At 63.7% G+C, this 16,944-nt stretch carries 17 protein-coding genes and 1 tRNA gene; 8 read left to right on the top strand and 10 right to left on the bottom strand.

What is annotated here, in order from left to right; genetic code table 11:
* Nucleotides 1–92: 92 nt before the first annotated feature.
* The 4 genes from ACI8UR_RS03985 to ACI8UR_RS03970 all read right to left on the bottom strand — a co-directional run bounded on the left by ACI8UR_RS03985 (nt 93) and on the right by ACI8UR_RS03970 (nt 5,305).
* Nucleotides 93–833, bottom strand: a complete 741-nt coding sequence (locus ACI8UR_RS03985) for a metallophosphoesterase (protein ID WP_411714984.1) — start codon at nt 831–833, stop codon at nt 93–95.
* Nucleotides 834–2,369 carry an RPA family protein gene (locus tag ACI8UR_RS03980; RefSeq protein ID WP_415087584.1) on the bottom strand — a complete coding sequence of 512 codons (1,536 nt, stop codon included), beginning with the start codon at nt 2,367–2,369 and terminating at the stop codon, nt 834–836.
* Entirely contained in the window at nt 2,366–3,640 is a 1,275-nt protein-coding gene (locus ACI8UR_RS03975; protein WP_411714986.1) for a Single-stranded DNA binding protein, read from the bottom strand. Before ACI8UR_RS03975 ends, ACI8UR_RS03980 begins: the two co-directional genes overlap by 4 nt.
* A 150-nt stretch (nt 3,641–3,790) precedes the next feature.
* Nucleotides 3,791–5,305, bottom strand: a complete 1,515-nt coding sequence (locus tag ACI8UR_RS03970; RefSeq protein ID WP_411714987.1) for a cryptochrome/photolyase family protein — start codon at nt 5,303–5,305, stop codon at nt 3,791–3,793.
* Nucleotides 5,306–5,471: 166 nt separating this feature from the next.
* Here ACI8UR_RS03970 and ACI8UR_RS03965 point away from each other — a divergent pair, with 166 nt between their 5' ends.
* From ACI8UR_RS03965 to ACI8UR_RS03950, 4 genes are all read left to right on the top strand, one after another.
* Nucleotides 5,472–7,661 carry a hypothetical protein gene (locus ACI8UR_RS03965; protein ID WP_415087583.1) on the top strand — a complete coding sequence of 730 codons (2,190 nt, stop codon included), beginning with the start codon at nt 5,472–5,474 and terminating at the stop codon, nt 7,659–7,661.
* A gap of 17 nt (nt 7,662–7,678) precedes the next feature.
* The gene (locus tag ACI8UR_RS03960; protein WP_411715684.1) at nt 7,679–7,918 is read left to right on the top strand and encodes a hypothetical protein; all 240 of its coding nucleotides are present in this window, start codon (nt 7,679–7,681) and stop codon (nt 7,916–7,918) included.
* Between the two features lie 152 nt (nt 7,919–8,070).
* A complete protein-coding gene (locus ACI8UR_RS03955) occupies nt 8,071–8,559 on the top strand; it encodes a halocyanin domain-containing protein (RefSeq protein ID WP_411715683.1) in 489 nt (162 codons plus the stop codon).
* Nucleotides 8,560–8,602: 43 nt separating this feature from the next.
* Nucleotides 8,603–9,190: a uracil-DNA glycosylase family protein gene (locus ACI8UR_RS03950; protein WP_411715682.1), complete on the top strand. Its 588-nt coding sequence runs from the start codon at nt 8,603–8,605 to the stop codon at nt 9,188–9,190.
* Here ACI8UR_RS03950 and ACI8UR_RS03945 read toward each other — a convergent pair.
* A complete protein-coding gene (locus tag ACI8UR_RS03945) occupies nt 9,187–10,098 on the bottom strand; it encodes a haloalkane dehalogenase (protein WP_411715681.1) in 912 nt (303 codons plus the stop codon). The genes ACI8UR_RS03950 and ACI8UR_RS03945 overlap by 4 nt on opposite strands.
* Nucleotides 10,099–10,201: 103 nt before the next feature.
* Here ACI8UR_RS03945 and ACI8UR_RS03940 point away from each other — a divergent pair, with 103 nt between their 5' ends.
* The 4 genes from ACI8UR_RS03940 (at nt 10,202) to ACI8UR_RS03925 (ending at nt 14,231) form a co-directional block, all read left to right on the top strand.
* Nucleotides 10,202–10,810, top strand: a complete 609-nt coding sequence (locus tag ACI8UR_RS03940) for a VOC family protein (RefSeq protein ID WP_411715680.1) — start codon at nt 10,202–10,204, stop codon at nt 10,808–10,810.
* Nucleotides 10,811–10,984: 174 nt separating this feature from the next.
* A complete protein-coding gene (locus ACI8UR_RS03935) occupies nt 10,985–12,316 on the top strand; it encodes a ubiquitin-like small modifier protein 1 (protein WP_411715679.1) in 1,332 nt (443 codons plus the stop codon).
* Between the two features lie 259 nt (nt 12,317–12,575).
* Complete coding sequence (locus ACI8UR_RS03930) at nt 12,576–12,833, top strand: winged helix-turn-helix domain-containing protein (RefSeq protein WP_411715678.1); 258 nt, start codon at nt 12,576–12,578, stop codon at nt 12,831–12,833.
* A gap of 48 nt (nt 12,834–12,881) precedes the next feature.
* Nucleotides 12,882–14,231 (top strand): aryl-sulfate sulfotransferase, encoded by a 1,350-nt coding sequence (locus tag ACI8UR_RS03925; RefSeq protein WP_411715677.1) that lies wholly within the window; start codon nt 12,882–12,884, stop codon nt 14,229–14,231.
* A 5-nt stretch (nt 14,232–14,236) separates the two neighbouring features.
* On the opposite strand, the gene ACI8UR_RS03920 is transcribed toward ACI8UR_RS03925, so the two are convergent.
* From ACI8UR_RS03920 to ACI8UR_RS03900, 5 genes are all read right to left on the bottom strand, one after another.
* On the bottom strand, nt 14,237–14,512 hold the full coding sequence (locus ACI8UR_RS03920; RefSeq protein WP_411715676.1) for a hypothetical protein: 276 nt from the start codon (nt 14,510–14,512) through the stop codon (nt 14,237–14,239).
* Between the two features lie 40 nt (nt 14,513–14,552).
* Entirely contained in the window at nt 14,553–15,860 is a 1,308-nt protein-coding gene (locus ACI8UR_RS03915) for an RNA-guided endonuclease InsQ/TnpB family protein (RefSeq protein ID WP_415087582.1), read from the bottom strand.
* A gap of 240 nt (nt 15,861–16,100) precedes the next feature.
* A tRNA-Arg gene (locus ACI8UR_RS03910) sits at nt 16,101–16,174 on the bottom strand.
* A gap of 42 nt (nt 16,175–16,216) precedes the next feature.
* Nucleotides 16,217–16,552, bottom strand: coding sequence for a twin-arginine translocase TatA/TatE family subunit (locus ACI8UR_RS03905; RefSeq protein ID WP_415087581.1), 336 nt, complete (start codon nt 16,550–16,552; stop codon nt 16,217–16,219).
* Between the two features lie 76 nt (nt 16,553–16,628).
* Entirely contained in the window at nt 16,629–16,877 is a 249-nt protein-coding gene (locus ACI8UR_RS03900) for a twin-arginine translocase TatA/TatE family subunit (protein WP_415087580.1), read from the bottom strand.
* Nucleotides 16,878–16,944 lie beyond the last annotated feature (67 nt).

The raw sequence follows: 16,944 nt of genomic DNA, 5'->3' as shown, positions 1-16,944 counted from the left end.
CTCCCGCAGTGCGCATTTGTGAATACATGGCGTCATTCACTCTGTTGGGGATGCACCCGGTATCGGAGTATCGTCCGCTTTTTTGACGGGTTTCACACCTGCCGATAATCGCCGAGTCGCGTCCCATCGAGCAGGTACGCCTCACCCTCCGAGAGCCCGTCGGGGAGGAACGGCGAGAGAAAGTCGTCGGATTCGTTGACGTACGTCCCACCGGAGAGGTCGTTGAACGCCGGGCAGACGACCATCCTGTCGCCGAGTCGGTCGGGGTCGTACTCCGAGAACCCCTCCGCGCTGACAGCACCCCGGAGCCAGACGCGTTCGGTGCGGCTGCCACCGACCTCGTCTTCCAGACGCACCTGTGGATGCTCGTGCGCCGTACAGACGGTCGGCGCCGCGACGACCTCTTCTTCGGGCCAGGTGTGGCCGTGACAGAAACCCACCCGGCCGATTCGCGTGCCGGAGCCATCGACCACCTCGACGGCGTCGAAGCGGTCAGTGACCGCCTCAATGTCGCCGTCGTGGTTGCCTTTCGTCACCGTGACGGGAACGCGCTCGGTGACAGCCGACAGCAGCGTCTCCAGTTCCCGGCGCTCCTCGCCGGTCGGTTCGCCGATGCCGTTACCGATGTCGCCGAGAAAGACGAGCCGATCGGCGCCCGAATCGGCGAGCAATCGGAGGAGCTTCTCGCGACGCTCGGCGCCGTGACTGGCGATTTCGACGCCGTCTCGACGGAGGCCGACTTCGAGTCCAGCGTGGTAGTCGGCGACGACGAGCGCGCGCTCGGAACCGCAGTCCGCAATCGCGGCCGGCTCGCCGGGCACCGGTTCGAGCATTCAGATGGATTTTAGGACGCCGTCGGAGGGCTCGTAACACCGGCCGCTCATCAACGCGTCCTGGATGGCATCGTCGACCGCTTCGGCGGCGACGCCGTGCTCCTCGACGACCGCGGAAACCAACTCCTCGCGGTCGGCACCGTCGTCATCGCTGAGCGACTCCATCGTCTCCATCACGGCGTCTTCGAGGTCGACCTCGCCGGCTGCTGGCTCCGCTTCCAGTTCTGTTTCTTCCGTCTCGGCTTCCGCTTTCGTTTCGGGTTCTGTTTCCCCTTCCGCTTCAGCCCCCGGCGGTTCGGGCCCGGGTTCGCCCTCCTCGTCGATCTCCGGCTCGGGTGTCTCGATGCCTGCCTCCTCGACTTCGCCGGCGGTCGAAAACTCCGTGCCGTACTCCTCTTCGACCTCGCGGCGCTCCTCCTCGTCGAGTTCGAACTCGCCGGGTTCGAAGTCCTCGAGTTCGTCCTCACTGGCCGTGACCTCACCGGGCTCTGGTGCGGCTTCCTCTTCGGGCTCCGCGACCGGTTCCGGCTCCGGGCCAGGCTCTTCGACCTCTGACTCCTCGATGTCGGTCGGTTCGGATTCATCGCCAGCGTCGGTCGACACCGTCTCCGGTTCGGCTTCCGATTCGGTTTCAGGCTCTGTTTCCGTCTCGACTGCGGCCTCTGTCTCCGCTTCAGTATCGGCTTCGACGCCCACTGTCTCCGCTTCAGCAGCGGAGGGTTCAGCCTCCGTTTCGGCTTCGGTGGCCTCGGTTTTCTCGGCGGCTGCCGCCGCTGTTTCAGGGGAGGGCGCACCGGAGAGGTCGAGCGTCGCGAGTTCGCTGGCGTCGGCCGTCCGCTCCGGCCCGCCGCCTTCGCCGGGGGCGACCTCCAGTTGTCCGGCCTCCTCCTTGTCGCCAGCGACGACCCGGGCCGCGTCCAGCGCCGTCTGACGGAGGGCGTGGAGATACGCGGGTGTCGTGCCGTAATACTCCAAAGCGAGCGCAACGCCGTCGGCAAGGCGTTCGTCGACGCCTTCCTCTTCGAGCGCCGCCCGGAGCTGGTCGCCCGCGAGGCCGGCTTCGATGGCCGACGCCATGATGCCGATGCGTTCGAGCGTCCGCTCGGCCGTCGTGACGACCCAGCGGTCGCGCGTGTCTACGTCGACCTCGCTGACCGACTCCGGCCGGATGGAGGTGAACACTTGGTCGCCGTCGTCCGGCTCGAATGTCCTGGCTTTCCCCGAGAGCGACAGGAACGTCGGCGGATCGGCACGTTCGAGGAAAGCGAGTTCGTCGGGCTGGTACTGCCCGGCGTAGGTGACGAACGCGCCTGTCGGGTCAACGACGCGACCGCGCACCATCTCGGGGTTGACGTCGTCGACCTCGGTCAGGACGCCGACGACGAACAGCCGATTGACGCGGGCGCCGGTCGGCGTGACGACGTAATTCGGCGCACGCTCCTCGTCGGACTCGCTGTAGGAGAACTCCGCGTCATCGAACTCGGCGGCGAAAAGCCGGTAGGCGACCTCGCGTCGCCCAGGGCCGGATTGGCTCATTGGCCCACCTCCGCGAGCAGTTCGTGGGCACGTGTCTCGGGGTCACCCTCGCTCGCCTCGAATTCGGTCGCATCGAGGTTCGCGCCGTACTCGTCGACGGAGAGTGCCCCCCGGACGCGGTACTCCCGGCCGACAAGATCGGCCGCGATCTCCTCGGCGACGACCTCCCGGTCCATCGCGTCTCGGGCGTGTTCGAGGGCATCCTTGAGCGTGCCGCCGTACACCTCCTCGGTCAGCTCGCGGCCGAGGACGACCGTGACGGTGTCGGTGCCGTCGTCGAGGATGGCCTTCACGCGCAGGTCGTCCTCGGGGTCGACCTGGCCGTGGCTTCGGCACTGGTCGTTCTGGACGACGCGGCCACACTCTGAGCATCGCTGAATGAGCCCGGAGCCGTCGCGCACTTCGATGACGTTCCCGGTGAGTTCGGCGTCGAAGACGCCGCCGGCCTCGACGGCCTCGTGGACGGACATCTCGGTCGCGGAGTCGCTGACCTCGACCGCCGGAACCGTCTCGACCGTCGAGAACTCGGTGACGTTCACCGAGGGGACGCCGCGGTACTCACGGACGTAGATGTCTTTAAGGCGGACGGACTCCCCTTCCGCGAGTTCCGCGTGAGGATCCCAATCAGTGAACGGCAGTCGAGCCGTCTCGTCGCCGAGCACGCCGCTCAGAATGTCCGTCTCGCCGTCCCGGCCGTCGATGGTCTTGTGCTCGACTTCGAGCGCCTTCACCTCGACCGTCCGGCCGCGGTCGCCGGGGCGGAGGTCGATGAGGTCACGCTCGCCGCCCACATCGTATGGCACCTCGAGCGGTTCGTCGTGCAGCGTCACGGTCGTCGACTCTCCGAGATTGAGTTCGGGGTCGCCCTCCCATTCGCGGACGCCCGCGTTGCCCGCGGTGATGGTGTCACCGGCCGACAGCGAGAAATCCGTCCACGCGGTGTAGGATATCGTCCCCGTCTCGTCGGCGAGTTCACCCTCGAAGATGACCTGGTCGTCACCCTCGTATCTGATGGAGCGTTTGCCGACCGTCAGGACGCGTGCGGTGACGGTGACGTTGCCCATGTCGGGCTCGATGTCGGCGATGTCCGTCTTCGGTGGTTCGCCGCCGCCACCACCGCCGCCGGAGTCGCCGTATTTCCGCCGCAGGCTCTGTTTCGCCTCGTCCATCGGCACCGAGTACGAGACGAGTTTCTCCAGGTCGTCTTTGACCTCCTCTTTGTCAACACCGAGGTCGGAGGCGAGCTCCTCGGCAGCGTCTTCCAGACTCATTTCAATCGGGGGTTGGTCGGCGTGGGTCAAAAGCGTTCGCGCCGGGCATGCCGCGACCGCAGGGAGCGGCACGAAAAAGGCGAGCGGTGACGGAGGAACCGCGAGCAGAGGCTGCCGCGACGGACGGGAGAGAAACGAGAAACCGAGACGTCAGAGATCTCCGTCTTCGGCTAATCTCCGGATTTCCTCGGCTCGCTCGCGAATCGCTGCCCGCTCCTCGTCGTCTTTGTCGTCCCAGTGTGAGTAGACCAGCCCCATGCGATGATTCGACCGGAGCTGGTCTTCGTTGCGCCCCAGGAAATCCCAGTAGAGCGTGTTGAACGGGCAGGCCTCCGCGCCGGTCGTCGCGTCCTCGTCGTACGGACAGCCCGCGCAGTGGTCGCTCATCCGGTCGACGTAGTTCGCGGAGGCCGCGTACGGCTTCGTCGAGAGCGTGTCGGTGCCGAACGTGCCCATGCCGACGACGTTCGGCGTCGTCACCCAGTGGTAGGCGTCGACGTAGGCGGCGTGGAACCACTCGTTGAGCTGCTTCGGTTCGATGCCGTACGTCGTCGCGAAGTTCGAAAGCACCATCAGACGCTCGATGTGATGGGAGTAGCCGCGTTTTCGGACGCCCTCGATGACGTCGTCCATGCAGGCCATCTCGACCTCGCCGTCCCAGAAGAACTCCGGGAGGTCGTGGGCGGCGTCGAGTTGGTTGGCCTCGGCCATCCCGGGCTCACGCCGGTAGGCGTGGCGGACGAACTCCCGCCAGCCGAGCACCTGCCGGACGAACCCCTCGACGCTCGCGACGGGCAGGTCGCGCTCGTGGAAGGCGTCGATAGCCGCCTCGATGACCTCGGTTGGCCGGAGCAAGCCGAGATTGAGACACGGTGAGAGGAGGGCGTGGTTCATCGCCCACTCGGATTCGAGCATGGCGTCCTGATACGGCCCGAACGAGGGCAGCCGGTGGTCGATGAAATTGTCCAGCGCGGCCAGCGCCTGCTCGCGGCTGACCGGCCAGAAGAACGGCTCGGGGTCGGCCCAGCCGACGGTGTCGGCGAACTCCTCGTGCACCCACTCGCGTACCGCTGTTGTCGTTTCGTCGGGGTCGAACCGCGGCGGCTCTGGCGGGTCGTAGTCGCCGCCCGGAAATTCGCGGTTCTCCTCGTCGTAGTTCCACTCACCGCCGACCGGGCTGTCTTCGCCGTCGGCCATCAGATACCCCGTCCGGCGGCGCATGTACCGGTAGAAGTTCTCGTGTCGGTACGGTGGGTCGCCGTCGGCCCACTCGTCGAACTCGTCGGGCGAGCAGAGGAACGTCTCGTTGCGGGCGAACTCGAGTTCGCCGCCCCGTTCGGTTACCAGCCCTCGGAGTCGGTTGGCGGCCCCGCGGCTGGCCGGGCGCATCGCCATCAGTTCGTCGCCAGGGTGGGCCTCGAAATGCTCGTCTAAGCCCTCGGCGAACGTCTCGGCGGTGTAGTATTCGACCGGATGGCTGGCCTCGCGTAGCGCATCACGAAACTGCCGCATTGCGCTGAACAGGAGCGTCAGTTTGTGCGGATGGTACGGTTTCCGGCGTGCGAACGCGCGCGATTCGACCATGAGGACGCGTTCGTCAGAGTCGGCGCGAGCGAGCGGGCCCCGTTGACGAACGAGCTGGTCGCCGAGCACCCAGACCGTCATTATCGGTGTGTGGTGTTGACCACCAAAGAAATCCGGGTCAGAGGCAACTCAGGCAGAAAATCGTGGTGTAGTTACACAAATTCGCTCTACCGGCTGGAATCCACGAGTCGATTGGATGGTTTTGTCAGAATCGCCTTTTGCTGGTCTTGCTTTTACTTGCCAAGACATGACTGACTCCAATCTCAACGATGCGACGCGACGTGCGGTGCTGAAGGGCGCCGCAGGCGCCCTCGGTGTGAGCGCGATGGGCTCTGCGAGCGCCCACAAGTGGGGCGAAGAGAGCGGCCCGGCGGGCACGAATAGCTGGACATCAGCGGACGAAGACACCCGCGGTGAGGGGCAAAACGCCGCGGTCGTCGGCTACCACGCGCTTGGATCCGCCGGCGCGCCGAACCGAAATCGGGAAGCCGAGGCCCAAGACCCCCACTACGGCGGGCTCACGGAGATCACGACGCACGGCGATTACGCGTACGTCACCATCTTCTCGTCGGACTCGCCGACGCCCGGCCGTGGAATGGCGATTCTCGATATCTCCGATTACAACCGCGCCGAGACGCGCGAGGATCTCAAGAGCGCGGAGTTGTCGGTCATCTCGTTCCTCCGGAACAACAACACCGCCACCGCGATGATGGACGTGAAGGTGTCCGACGACGGCGAGTACGTCTTCATCTCGACGCAGCCGTACACCGCGCTCTTCGGCGGGCTCCCGAACACGAACTCCGACGACCCGACGCGCGCCGAGGTTGCTGACCCGACGCCGAACACCGACGACGAGTCGGCCAACGCGCAGGCCGCCGGCATCCTCGCGGTTGACGTCAGCGACAAAGCGAACCCAAAGACGGTGGGCACGTTCAGTCTGGAAGGGACTGGCTCACACAACGCCTACCACCACCGAATCAACGGCGAGGAGTACGTCTTCGCGATTCAGGACTCCGGCAACCTCGTCGGCGTCGGGGATGGGATGTACGTCCTCCGCTTCGACCGAGCGACAGGTGTCCTGGAGTTAGTCAACCGCTGGCACTTCGAGACCAACAACCGTCAGGGAGAGGTCAGCACCGAATACGCCTACATCCACGACATGGAAGTGCAGGACGACCCCCGAACCGGAACGCCGGTCGTGTATCTCGCTTACTGGGATCGCGGACTGTGGGCGCTCGACGCCTCCGACCCCGAGAACCTCGAAGCACTCGGGCACTTCGAGATGGGCTCGTCTCACTTCGCCTCGCCGGCACCGACGCTCGTCGGCGGCAAGCGCGTCGTCGTCACCAGCCAGGAGATCTCCGAGTCCGATACGCACACGGGCAGAGTGTACCTCGTCGACGCCGACGGTCTGTTCGATGACGACCCGAGATTCGATTCGGTTCCACGGGACGACAACGGCGTCGTCCAGATGGGTGAACTCGCGTTGTGGGAGTGGCAGAACGAATACCAGTATCCGAACGACGACAACGCCGTCGAGTTCGGCCCGTACGACTTCTCGCTGTCGCCGCACAACTCCGATTTCGCGCGACACGTCGACCCGAAGAACGGCACGGAGGAGTTCTGGGTTCACCAGGCCCACTACGGTGGCGGCATCCAGTATTTGGAAGTCAAGACGGGCAAGCAGGACGGACTCGTCGGTGCCGACGCCCGCTTCACCGAACCTGACGGAGACACGGACGGGAACGGCCTCTCGGGCGCTGCCGACGAACACAACACAACCGACTGGCGGCTTCGACGACGGGGCTACGCCCGCCCGACCTACGGGACGCCGAAGGAGTCCCGCATCGAGGGGCTCAACTACATTACGCCGTTCGTGTGGGGCGCAAGCGAATCCAACGGCGTCACCTTCGCCTCCGACATCAATCAGGGCGTCCACGCCATCATCCATGACGATATCCCGGTCGGCGGTGCCGACCCGGTCGTGGGCATCAACCGCAGCGACGACGGCAGCCTCTTCACCGGCGGCCAGACCGACCGCGTCAGCCTCGATGTCGCGTTTAGCGACCGGGACGTGCTCGTTCGTGACCGCCTCCCCGAGAGCTGGAACGCTATCGAAGGCGACGAGTACGATACCGTCGAAGCAGGCGGCTCCCAATACATTCAGTTCAGCGAGCCGGTCAGCGGTGGTGACACGCTCCGGTACTTCGCCAGCGTCGGCAGCGAGACCGGCGCCCACCAGCTCGGGCCCGTTAAGGTCAGCGACGATGGCGGCGACACCTGGCACACACTCGCCGAAACGACCGACACGAACTACGTCATCGGCCAGTCGACGAGTCTCGCGTTGGGCAGTTCCACGGTTGGCGTTGCGGGCGTCCTGGCGAACCGCAGCGACGGCGTTCGTGAGCGACTGAGCGGGCTGTTCGGCGACGAATAGTCGAGTCCAACGAACCGGTGAACGGCGAGGATACCCGAACTGTCTTCGTCGAAATCGACGAGGCACCGACGGGCACCGTGTACACGCTCGGGCCGGCCGAGGTAACTGGAGACATCGGCGCTGCCAACGACCAGCAGGTGTGGCAAGCTGTGCCCGACACGGAAGACCTCATACTGCCGGACGTAACTGATTCCACTGTAGAGCTGCTCATCCGGTCTGTGCTGGGGCAGAAAGGCCATCTACTCGAACTGTCTTGACGAACGTACGTCCGGCAGTATCAACGTCGTCATCGGGCAGCGCCAGCCCTGAGACGGCCCCTCGATCCGTGGATCGGCTACCGCCGCTCCTACACTCCTGTTCACACACTTCAAACCGATTTATGTGGTGTCGATTCCAATGATATGCCTGTATGAGCGAGTTCAGTCGACGCCGCTTCGTTCAGGGCACAGGTGCCGCGATAGCCACCGGTATGTTAGCCGGGTGTACAGGCGGTGATGGCGGCAATGGTGGAGGCGATGGCGGGGGCGGTGAGGACGTTCCCCAGAAGATCGACGATTATCTCTCGGGCGCAAACGAATACGACGGCTCCATCGAAGACCACACGGGCGAAGATGAGGTGACTGTGATGGTCGGCGCCGGCAACGGACTCGCGTTCGACCCGGCGGCAATCCGTATCTCCTCGAGTACGACCGTCGTCTGGGAATGGACCGGCGAGGGCGGTTCTCACAACGTCGCCTCCGCAGAGGAGTCGGAGTCGGACTTCAAAAGTGGCGACCCCGTCATGGAGGCGGGCAATACGTTCCAACAGTCCTTCGACAACACTGGTATCCAACTGTACTTCTGTGAACCCCACAAATCGCAGGGGATGAAAGGCGCCATCGAAGTCGTCGAGGAGTAAGTTCCGCCATCCGGCTTTTATATTCGTATCGCATAGCGTAGCCGTGAAGCGAGCGACGGACAGAGTGTCGAACCCCTTCGGCATGCGTGCGCCCGGGGAGCCTGCGGTGTACGGCTACGGCGACGCGAATGCGGATTTCCACGTCGTCGGCGCCGATGCCGAGACGCATGGCGGCACCGATACTGGCGTCCCGTTCACCGACTCGACCGCTGGCGAACAGCTGCAGGGCGTTCTCCACGAGACCGACTTCGCAGCCGACGCATACAGCGACGCGCCGACGCTTTCGAACTGCTATCTCTCCTATCTCCGGCTGTCACCGGGCGACCCTGCCGACCTCGAACGGTACGTCGACGCCGAGATTCGGGCGATAAACGCCCACATCCTGCTTCCGGTGGGTGACGACGCGCTGTCGTACGTCCTCGAAACGTTCACGACGCAGGCTCGGAAGCTCCCGACAGACGCCGCCGCGCTCCACGCGACGGACGTTCGTGGCCGAGGCTTTCTGGTCGTTCCAGTCCGGGAGCCAAGCGAGTGGTGCCTCGAAGAAAGCCAGACACTCGTCCGGCGGCTGAACGCACTTCTGGATAGCGATTATCGGCAGACGAAAGGCGTCGCGACGACGGTCGGTTAGGACGTCCGCTCGACGAACGCCGCGATTTCCTTGCCGATTTCTTCGCCTTTGTCCTCCTGCAGGAAGTGCATCGCACCCTCAATCCAGGTGTCGGGCTGGTCTTTCGCCGTCGGAATCAGCTCACGGAGCGGGTCGCGGGCGTTTTTCGTAATCGGGTCGGAGTCGGAGAACAGCACGAACGCCGGCTTCTGCCACTCGCTGAGTCGCTCTTTGGCCGCTTGCATCGTGTCGGCGCCCTCGTCGTCAGGTGAGTGTGGGATGAGGAAGGGCAGCACGCGGGCGCAAGCTTTCGACTCCTCGGTCGGGAACGGCGCCTCGTAGGCGGCGAGAACCTCGTCGTCGAGGTCAGTAAGCGTCGCGTTCTCGATGAGCATGTCGATAGGCAGTTCCTCGACGTTCTCGACGAAATCGGCGAACTCATGCCAGGCGTCGGACATTTCCTGCGTCCCGTCGGGAACCCCGGTGTTCATCGCAACGATACGGGCGAATCGGTCGGGGTTGTGGCCCGCAAGCGCCAGCCCGAGGATGCCACCCCAGTCCTGGCAGACGAGCGTGACATCTTCGAGGTCGAGTTCGTCGAACAGGAGCGTCTCGAAGCTGTTGTAGTGGAGGTCGAAGCTGTAGGCGTCCTGGTCGGTGTACTTGTCCGACCGACCCAGCCCGAGCATGTCCGGGACGATGACCCGGCCGTACTCCGAGAGTTCGGGAATCATCTTCCGATAGAGGAAGCCCCAGGTCGGTTCGCCGTGCATGAGAAGGAACGTTTCGTCAGCGTGGCCGCTGCCACGTTGTTCGACATCGACGTAGGCCATCTCGGCGCCGTCGTCGGTGACGGGCACTTTCTCGTGCGGGTAATCGTAGTTCGGAACGTCCTCGAACCGGTCTTCGGGCGTGCTGATGAGAGTCACGCACGGAAATCCGAACGACGGATTATAATTGTTAGGTTATCTCGCGGCACGGCATAACATTGGTTAGGCCAGTTTACTTGTGATTCCAGGCCGTACAGCAGGCATGGAACATACCCCCGAAAACGAGGTCACTGCGGAGGCGCCCGACAGCCCCGTTCACACCATCGGTACCGACCACATGACAGTCATGGGTGGCGATTCTTCGAGCACCATCGCGTTCTATCGCGACCTGCTCGGAATGTCTCTCGTGCTCGAACAGCCGAACCTCGACCAGCCCGAACTGACGCATCTGTTCTTCGACACCGGCGACGGCCGGATTCTCACCTTCTTCACGAAAGAAAACCAGATCACGCGGCCCCAGCGAGGCCCCGGCAACGTCCACCATCTCGCCTTCTCGATTGCGCCCGAGGAGTTCGAAGATACCAAGCAAGCGCTGAACGCGGCCGGATACGGCTTCAACGAGTTCGACCGCGGCGCCTTCCACTCGCTGTACACCCAAGACCCCGGTGGACTCATCGTGGAGTTGGTCGTCGAGAAGTACGACATCCCCGACGAGCGCCGCGGCGAGGTGCTCGCTTTGGCCCACGAGAACCGCGTCGACGCGGGCGCTGGCTTCGTCGACGACGAACACATGCAGGCCGCTCTGGAGGAGTTGGGCCTCGACCCGACACCGCAGTTCGAAGGCGAGGCGCCGACCGGCGCCGGCGTCTGAACGGATTCCTGATACTGCCGGACGTACGTTCGTAAAGTCATGTTTGAGTAAATGTCCTCTCTGCCCCAGTACAGGTCGGTTGAGCAGCTCTACAGTTCAATTAATTACGTCCGGCAGTATGACTGCGGTGCCGGGGTGCGAAAGGTTTTGACTGCCGCGGCGTCGAACAGTGGTATGCGCGTCGAGTTCCAGTTCTATGCGACCCTTCGGGACGCCGTCGACGAGAAGACGAGCGTCCGGGAGTTCGAAGCGGGGACGACCATCGCCGAGGCGCTCAGGGCGCTCACGGACGACTACGAGAAACTGCATTCGCTTCTGTTCCGCTCGAACGGCGACCTGCGCTCGCACGTTACAGTGTCGCTGAACGGCGAGCCGCTGATGGACGACCGTGACGACGTGACGCTGTCCGACGGCGACACGCTCATCCTCTCGCCGGGCGTCGCCGGGGGTATGGCCGACTCCACGAGCGACCCAGGACTCGATTTCGAACTCGGCATCATCTCGCTCGGTAACCGCGCGTTCGAGGGGAACAACAACAGTTACCTCCTCGGGCTGGAGGCGGACGCCGAGACGACGCTCGTCGACACCGGCGTCGCCGTCGAAGAGACCGAACGGCAACTGCGAGCAGGCCTCGACCGTTACGATCTCGAGTTCGCCGACATCGACCGAATCTTCCTTACCCATCACCACGCCGACCACACCGGCCTCGCCGGCGATATACAGGCTGAAAGCGGCTGTGAGGTGTTCGTCCACGTCGACGATGCGCCCGTAGTCGAGCAACGGCCCGAGGCCATGGATGCCTCTGAAGACCGCCTCAGACGTGCCATCGACGAGTGGGGGATGCCCGAGGACAAACAGGAGGAGCTGCTCTCCTTCCTCGACGGTACCGCAGGTATCGACGGTGACCCACCGGAGGTGACAACCTTCGAGGGCGGCGAGACGTTCGATCTCGGCAGCGTCGAACTGGAGGCCGTCCACATGCCCGGCCACGCGGCCGGACTGGCGGGCTTTGCCTTCGACGGCCGCGACGGCGAGGAGGTGTTCAGCGGCGATGCGCTCCTGCCCTACTACACCCCGAACGTCGGCGGCGCTGACACGCGCGTCGAGGGCGCGCTGGCGAAGTATCTCGACACGCTTTCGAACGTCGTCGAGCGCGGCTACACGCGCGCCTGGCCCGGCCATCGAGGCCCGATAATCGACCCACCGGGTCGTGCCGCCGACATTATCGTCCACCACCGAGAGCGCACGGAGCGCGTCCTGTCGGTGCTCGAGAAGGGGCCGGCAACACCCTGGGAGGTGAGCGCCGAGCTATTCGGCTCGCTTTCCTACATTCACATCTTGCACGGCCCCGGCGAGGCGTTCGCCCACCTCGAACACCTCGCGGAAGCCGACATCGTGCGCCGAGACGGCCACGCATTCGAGCTGATAAGCGAAGACCCGAATCTCGACGTGCTGTTCCCCGACATCTCGACGGCGCTCGACCCCGCAAATCAGCCTAATCGTTAGGATTCGGTCGAACGCTCGTACTGTCACACTCCGGGCACCGGAGGACGGACGCACCCGAGGCCGCCTCCATCCGAACCCATCTCGGGGACGCGCTGGTGGCCTCGAAACCGCAGTCGATACATCTGGATACCCCGATCTGGTCGGTCTCCCGGGCCATACGAGAAAGTATTCTTGAGAATACATAATGGTTTCCACTGGTTATGTGCGCTGCGTACCAGACCGACAGGCAGTTAAGCGAACCCCACCCGTCGTTGGGAGTATGAGTGATACAGAATCGCGAGTTGCGTCGCTCCCACCCAGCGCCAAACTCGTCTACAAGACGCTGGAGTACGAGGGCCGGCTGACCCAATCGGAACTGGCGACGGAATCACGCCTCCCGCAGCGGACGGTTCGGCACGCACTCCGAAAACTGGAAGACGCCGGCGCCGTCGAGGAGGCAGTGTATCTCATGGACGCCCGCAAATCGATGTACATGACGGCGGGCGACCAGGAAAGCGAAGCGGCAGCGGCACTCTAATTCGGCGAAGGGCAGGAGTCTTTTGTGAAGGCAGTTTGACCATACTGTATGTCACGACTGCGAGCCACAGTCGCGACCAGAACCCGCATCCGGATCGGTGTCGTCATCGTGCTCGCGCTCGTCGCGCTGACGCTCGGCCACGCGGCGTTCACGGGCCTTTCGACGCAGACGGAGGCGGACGTCCCCGACGCGCCGCCAACCGATAACGTCACCGTCGTCACCGAATCCGCCCGTGCGGGCACGCTCATCGCGTACGCGCCGAACGGGAGTGTCTACTATTACAACGACAGCCACACCAAATACTTCGACGTCGATCCGGTCGCCGGCACATCGATGACCGTCGGGTACACGGCGACGGACACCATTCACAGCAGCGGGCCGACGTGCAGTGACCCACCCTGTACCCGCAACGTCGTCGAGCGGGCGAACCTCTCGACCGGCGAGGTGACGGAACTGTACGCCCGATATGACGATTCGGAGCTCGCCGCCGAGTGGCACGACGCCGAACGCGTCGACGAAAACCACCTGCTCATCGCCGACATCATCGACGACCAGGTGTTCATCGTCGACACCGAAACGGGAATCGTCGAGTGGCTCTGGGACGCCCAAGCCGCCTATCCCGTGACCGGCGGCGGGCCGTACCCGAGAGACTGGGCCCACATCAACGACATCGAGCTGCTCGATGACGGTCGGGTGATGGTCAGCCTCCGGAACCAAGACCAGGTCGTCTTCCTCGACCGCGAGACGGGCGTCATCGAGGAGTGGACGCTCGGTTCCGAGGACGATTACGAGACGCTGTTCGAACAGCACAACCCGGATTACATCCCCGAGATACGTGGTGGCCCCGCCGTCGTCGTCGCCGATTCCGAGAACGGCCGCGTACAGGAGTTCCAGCGCGTCGACGGCGGATGGGAGCGAACCTGGCAGTGGTCGGACGAGCGCATGCAGTGGCCCCGCGATGCCGACCGACTGCCGAACGGCAACACGCTCGTCGCCGACACCCACGGCAAGCGCATCATCGAGATCGACGCGACAGGCGACATCGTCTGGGACGTGCCGATGACCCACCCGTACGATGTCGAGCGACTCGGCACCGGCCCGGAAAGCGCCGGCGGCGAGAGTGCCCGCTCACTCGGCCTCGAATCTCGGACGGCGGAAACGACGACGACCGATGAGGCGGGCATCGAACCGCTCGCACCACTGGCGGCGGTCGTCCACGCTGTCATCCCGTCACGCGTCGTCAACGCCGCGCTCTACGTCGGCCCGACGTGGATGGGCCGCCTCGAATTCCTCGCCGTCGCCATCGGTCTCGTGACCGGGGTCGGCTGGCTGGCCGTCGAACTCCGCTGGCGTCTCCCCACACTCGGTGTTCGCTGGCCCGTCTACCGGGAAGAATAGCGACGTTACTCCTTGACTGCGTCGATGCGCTTTACGCGGCCGATGAGCGCGGTTCCGTCAGTACCATGGAAGGCTCGCAGGACGCCGTCACGCTCCCGTTCGCGCAGCTCGACGGTCGCGTGCGTTTCGCTCACGCCGTCTTGGTCGATTCGGAGCAGCGTGCGGTCGCCATCTACCTCGACGACGCCGACAAGCCGCTGATTCTCTCGCGGTTTGGGCACCGTGATGCGGACGCGCTCGCCGGCCATCGCGCGGACATCCGCCAGCTGCGGCCGAGACATGGCCGCTGTTCGTCGGCGCCGCTGGTGAACCGCCTCGGGGTCAAGTGGTTCGAGAGAGCTTTGCTCTCTCGTCATCCCGGAAGACCGCAGGTCTTCCGGCGACCCCGAGGCTTCCCGCTTCTACGACGCGACTTGCAGGAACCGACGAAGACCGCCCTCCGTCAGTTTCCACAGCGGTCGCAGTCTCCACGGGCGTCACTTCGGCCTGTCCCAGACCTAACTCCTGAAGACCGCGAGAAAGAACGTTGTACGACGCATTTGCATCCCTGTCTGCCTCAAAACCACAACTCGGGCAACTGTGTTCCCGCACCCACAACGGCTTCTCCGTCTCGACACCACACTCAGCACACTCCTTGGTCGTCCCAGCAGGATTCACTTGTACGACGTGCGTGCCGTACAGGTCGCCTTTGTACTCCACCATCTCGATGACCCCACGCCACGCAGCATCCTGCTTGTTCCGCGCATTCCCACGCCGTTGAAGCATCCCCGAGACGTTCAAGTCCTCCACGAACACGGCGTCATATGTCTTGACGAGCCACGTCGTGAGCTTGTGCTGGAAGTCTTCGACCTTCCGCTTGATTCTGTGCTTAACCTTGGCAACCTCACGGCGCTGTTTCTCCCAGTTGTTGCTTCCGTGTTCCTTGCGGGAGAGACTGCGCTGTTCACGGCGCAGACGTTCGTAGTCGTCGGAGAGGTCGAGCCAGTCCACACTATCGCCGTCCGACGTGTAGATGTAGGTAGTGATGCCGAGGTCGATACCAACGCAGTCCTCAACATCCACGTCACCCACGTCGGGTTTCTCGGGGAGTACGGCGTCTTCGACTTCAAGACCGAACGTGACGTACCACTCACCAGTAGTCTCTTTCTTCAACGTGACTTCTTTGATAGTGGCGTTGTCGGGAATCGGGCGGTGGTAGCGAATGGGAATGTCACCGATTTTGGAGAGCCAGAGTGTGGCAGTCCGACCACTCGTGTTTTTGAGTTCGAAGCCAGACTGCGAGTACGTCACGCTCTGGTACTCTCGCGGTGACTTCCACTTGAGCCACCCAACCTTGTGCCCCTTTGCTTTCTTCTCGGAGAGGTTCGAGAGGTTGTCGTAGAAGCGTTCGACGGTCTTCTGTAACGCCTTCGAGTGGACATCGGAGAACGCGGGCCAATTGTCTTTCCACTCGGTGAGGCGCTTCTGGTGTTGGTACGCCGAGCCGATGTTGTCCTCGTCGGTGTCGAGGGCTTGGTATTCGTATCGGGTGTGGTTGTAGGCTTGGCGGTGGATGTCGATGTGGCGTTCCACTTCCGCAGTTACGCCTGTCCGGTCGGGATAGGCGCGGAACCGGTAGTCGTACCACATCGCTGTACCGCGATTATCGGTGTGTTGCTACTTAATGGTTGGTGTCACGAAGTGTCGGCTTCATCCACGGGGTCAAGCCCCGTGGCATTCGCCTCGACAGCCTGTAAATCGGTCGGAGGGTGGGAGGCGAGCTGTTGGTAGCGAGCAGAAAAAATCAAACGAGAATGGTAAGCAGAGCGTGGCGGGAGTGAGCGAAGCCAGAGGCTTCGCGAACTACGCCACGCGAGCGACCGCAGGAAGCGAGCGTGGCGGGATTCGAACCCGCGGTCTAGAGGTTAGGAACCTCTTGCCCTGATCCACTAGGCCACACGCCCCGCTGGGCAGGTGTTGGGCCGGGGGTGAGAAAAGCGGGCCGATTAGTTCGTCTCGTTTTCGGGTTCCGCGTCAGCGATTTCGAACTCCTCGTTTTCGGGTTCCGCTGTCTGTTCGGAATCGGCTTCGGTCTCCGGCTCCGTCGCTTCCGATTCGATCTCCGTCGCCTCGGAGGCGTCGCTGCTCGAGGGATCGCGCATATCCTGGAGCTCCTGCTCGACTTCTTCACGGCCTTTCTGGAACTCACCCATGGCTTCGCCGGTCGAGCGGGCGAGCTCCGGAATCTTGTTCGCGCCGAAAAGCAGGACGGCTATCAGGAGGATGATGAGCAGCTCCGGCCCACCGGGCAACCCGAACTGCAGGGGGAGTAGGTCTATCATTGCTAACCGATGCTAGCCCAGACGCGATTATAGGCTTTTTCCTCGGATGGAGAAACGAGTCGTCGACAAATCGGAGTTAGGCCTTCGAGCCTTCGGTCTCCGGTTCGGGCTCCGGCTCGGTTGCGACCTCCTCGTTGTCGCTTTCCTGCATGTCCTCGAGCTCCTCCTCGACCTCTTGGCGACCTTTCTTGAACTCGCCGGTGGCCGACCCCATCGACCGCGCAAGGTCAGGCAGTTTGCTCGCGCCGAAAAGCAAGACGAGTATGCCGACGATCAACAGCAGCTCCGGCGGGCCGAGGCCTCCAATGAACAGTGGGAATGTCATATATTCGGATTCGGGCGTCAGTATGTAGGCCTTTCGCCGTCTCGTGCCGGAAGCCACAGCTTCAAGC

It is taken from the genome of Natronomonas sp. (assembly GCF_047616845.1).
Taxonomy (GTDB): Archaea; Halobacteriota; Halobacteria; order Halobacteriales; family Haloarculaceae; genus Natronomonas.
This window is presented reverse-complemented; position numbering and strand designations above follow the sequence as displayed.

Excerpts from the sequence above, each read along its gene's own strand:
- ACI8UR_RS03970 (WP_411714987.1), bottom strand. The coding sequence starts at position 5,305 with ATGACGGTCTGGGTGCTCGGCGACCAGCTCGTTCGTCAACGGGGCCCG.
- ACI8UR_RS03905 (WP_415087581.1), bottom strand. The coding sequence starts at position 16,552 with ATGATAGACCTACTCCCCCTGCAGTTCGGGTTGCCCGGTGGGCCGGAG.
- ACI8UR_RS03930 (WP_411715678.1), top strand. The coding sequence starts at position 12,576 with ATGAGTGATACAGAATCGCGAGTTGCGTCGCTCCCACCCAGCGCCAAA.
- ACI8UR_RS03935 (WP_411715679.1), top strand. The coding sequence starts at position 10,985 with ATGCGCGTCGAGTTCCAGTTCTATGCGACCCTTCGGGACGCCGTCGAC.
- ACI8UR_RS03955 (WP_411715683.1), top strand. The coding sequence starts at position 8,071 with ATGAGCGAGTTCAGTCGACGCCGCTTCGTTCAGGGCACAGGTGCCGCG.
- ACI8UR_RS03985 (WP_411714984.1), bottom strand. The coding sequence starts at position 833 with ATGCTCGAACCGGTGCCCGGCGAGCCGGCCGCGATTGCGGACTGCGGT.
- ACI8UR_RS03925 (WP_411715677.1), top strand. The coding sequence starts at position 12,882 with ATGTCACGACTGCGAGCCACAGTCGCGACCAGAACCCGCATCCGGATC.
- ACI8UR_RS03965 (WP_415087583.1), top strand. The coding sequence starts at position 5,472 with ATGACTGACTCCAATCTCAACGATGCGACGCGACGTGCGGTGCTGAAG.
- ACI8UR_RS03940 (WP_411715680.1), top strand. The coding sequence starts at position 10,202 with ATGGAACATACCCCCGAAAACGAGGTCACTGCGGAGGCGCCCGACAGC.
- ACI8UR_RS03975 (WP_411714986.1), bottom strand. The coding sequence starts at position 3,640 with ATGAGTCTGGAAGACGCTGCCGAGGAGCTCGCCTCCGACCTCGGTGTT.
- ACI8UR_RS03980 (WP_415087584.1), bottom strand. The coding sequence starts at position 2,369 with ATGAGCCAATCCGGCCCTGGGCGACGCGAGGTCGCCTACCGGCTTTTC.
- ACI8UR_RS03915 (WP_415087582.1), bottom strand. The coding sequence starts at position 15,860 with ATGTGGTACGACTACCGGTTCCGCGCCTATCCCGACCGGACAGGCGTA.
- ACI8UR_RS03900 (WP_415087580.1), bottom strand. The coding sequence starts at position 16,877 with ATGACATTCCCACTGTTCATTGGAGGCCTCGGCCCGCCGGAGCTGCTG.
- ACI8UR_RS03920 (WP_411715676.1), bottom strand. The coding sequence starts at position 14,512 with ATGTCTCGGCCGCAGCTGGCGGATGTCCGCGCGATGGCCGGCGAGCGC.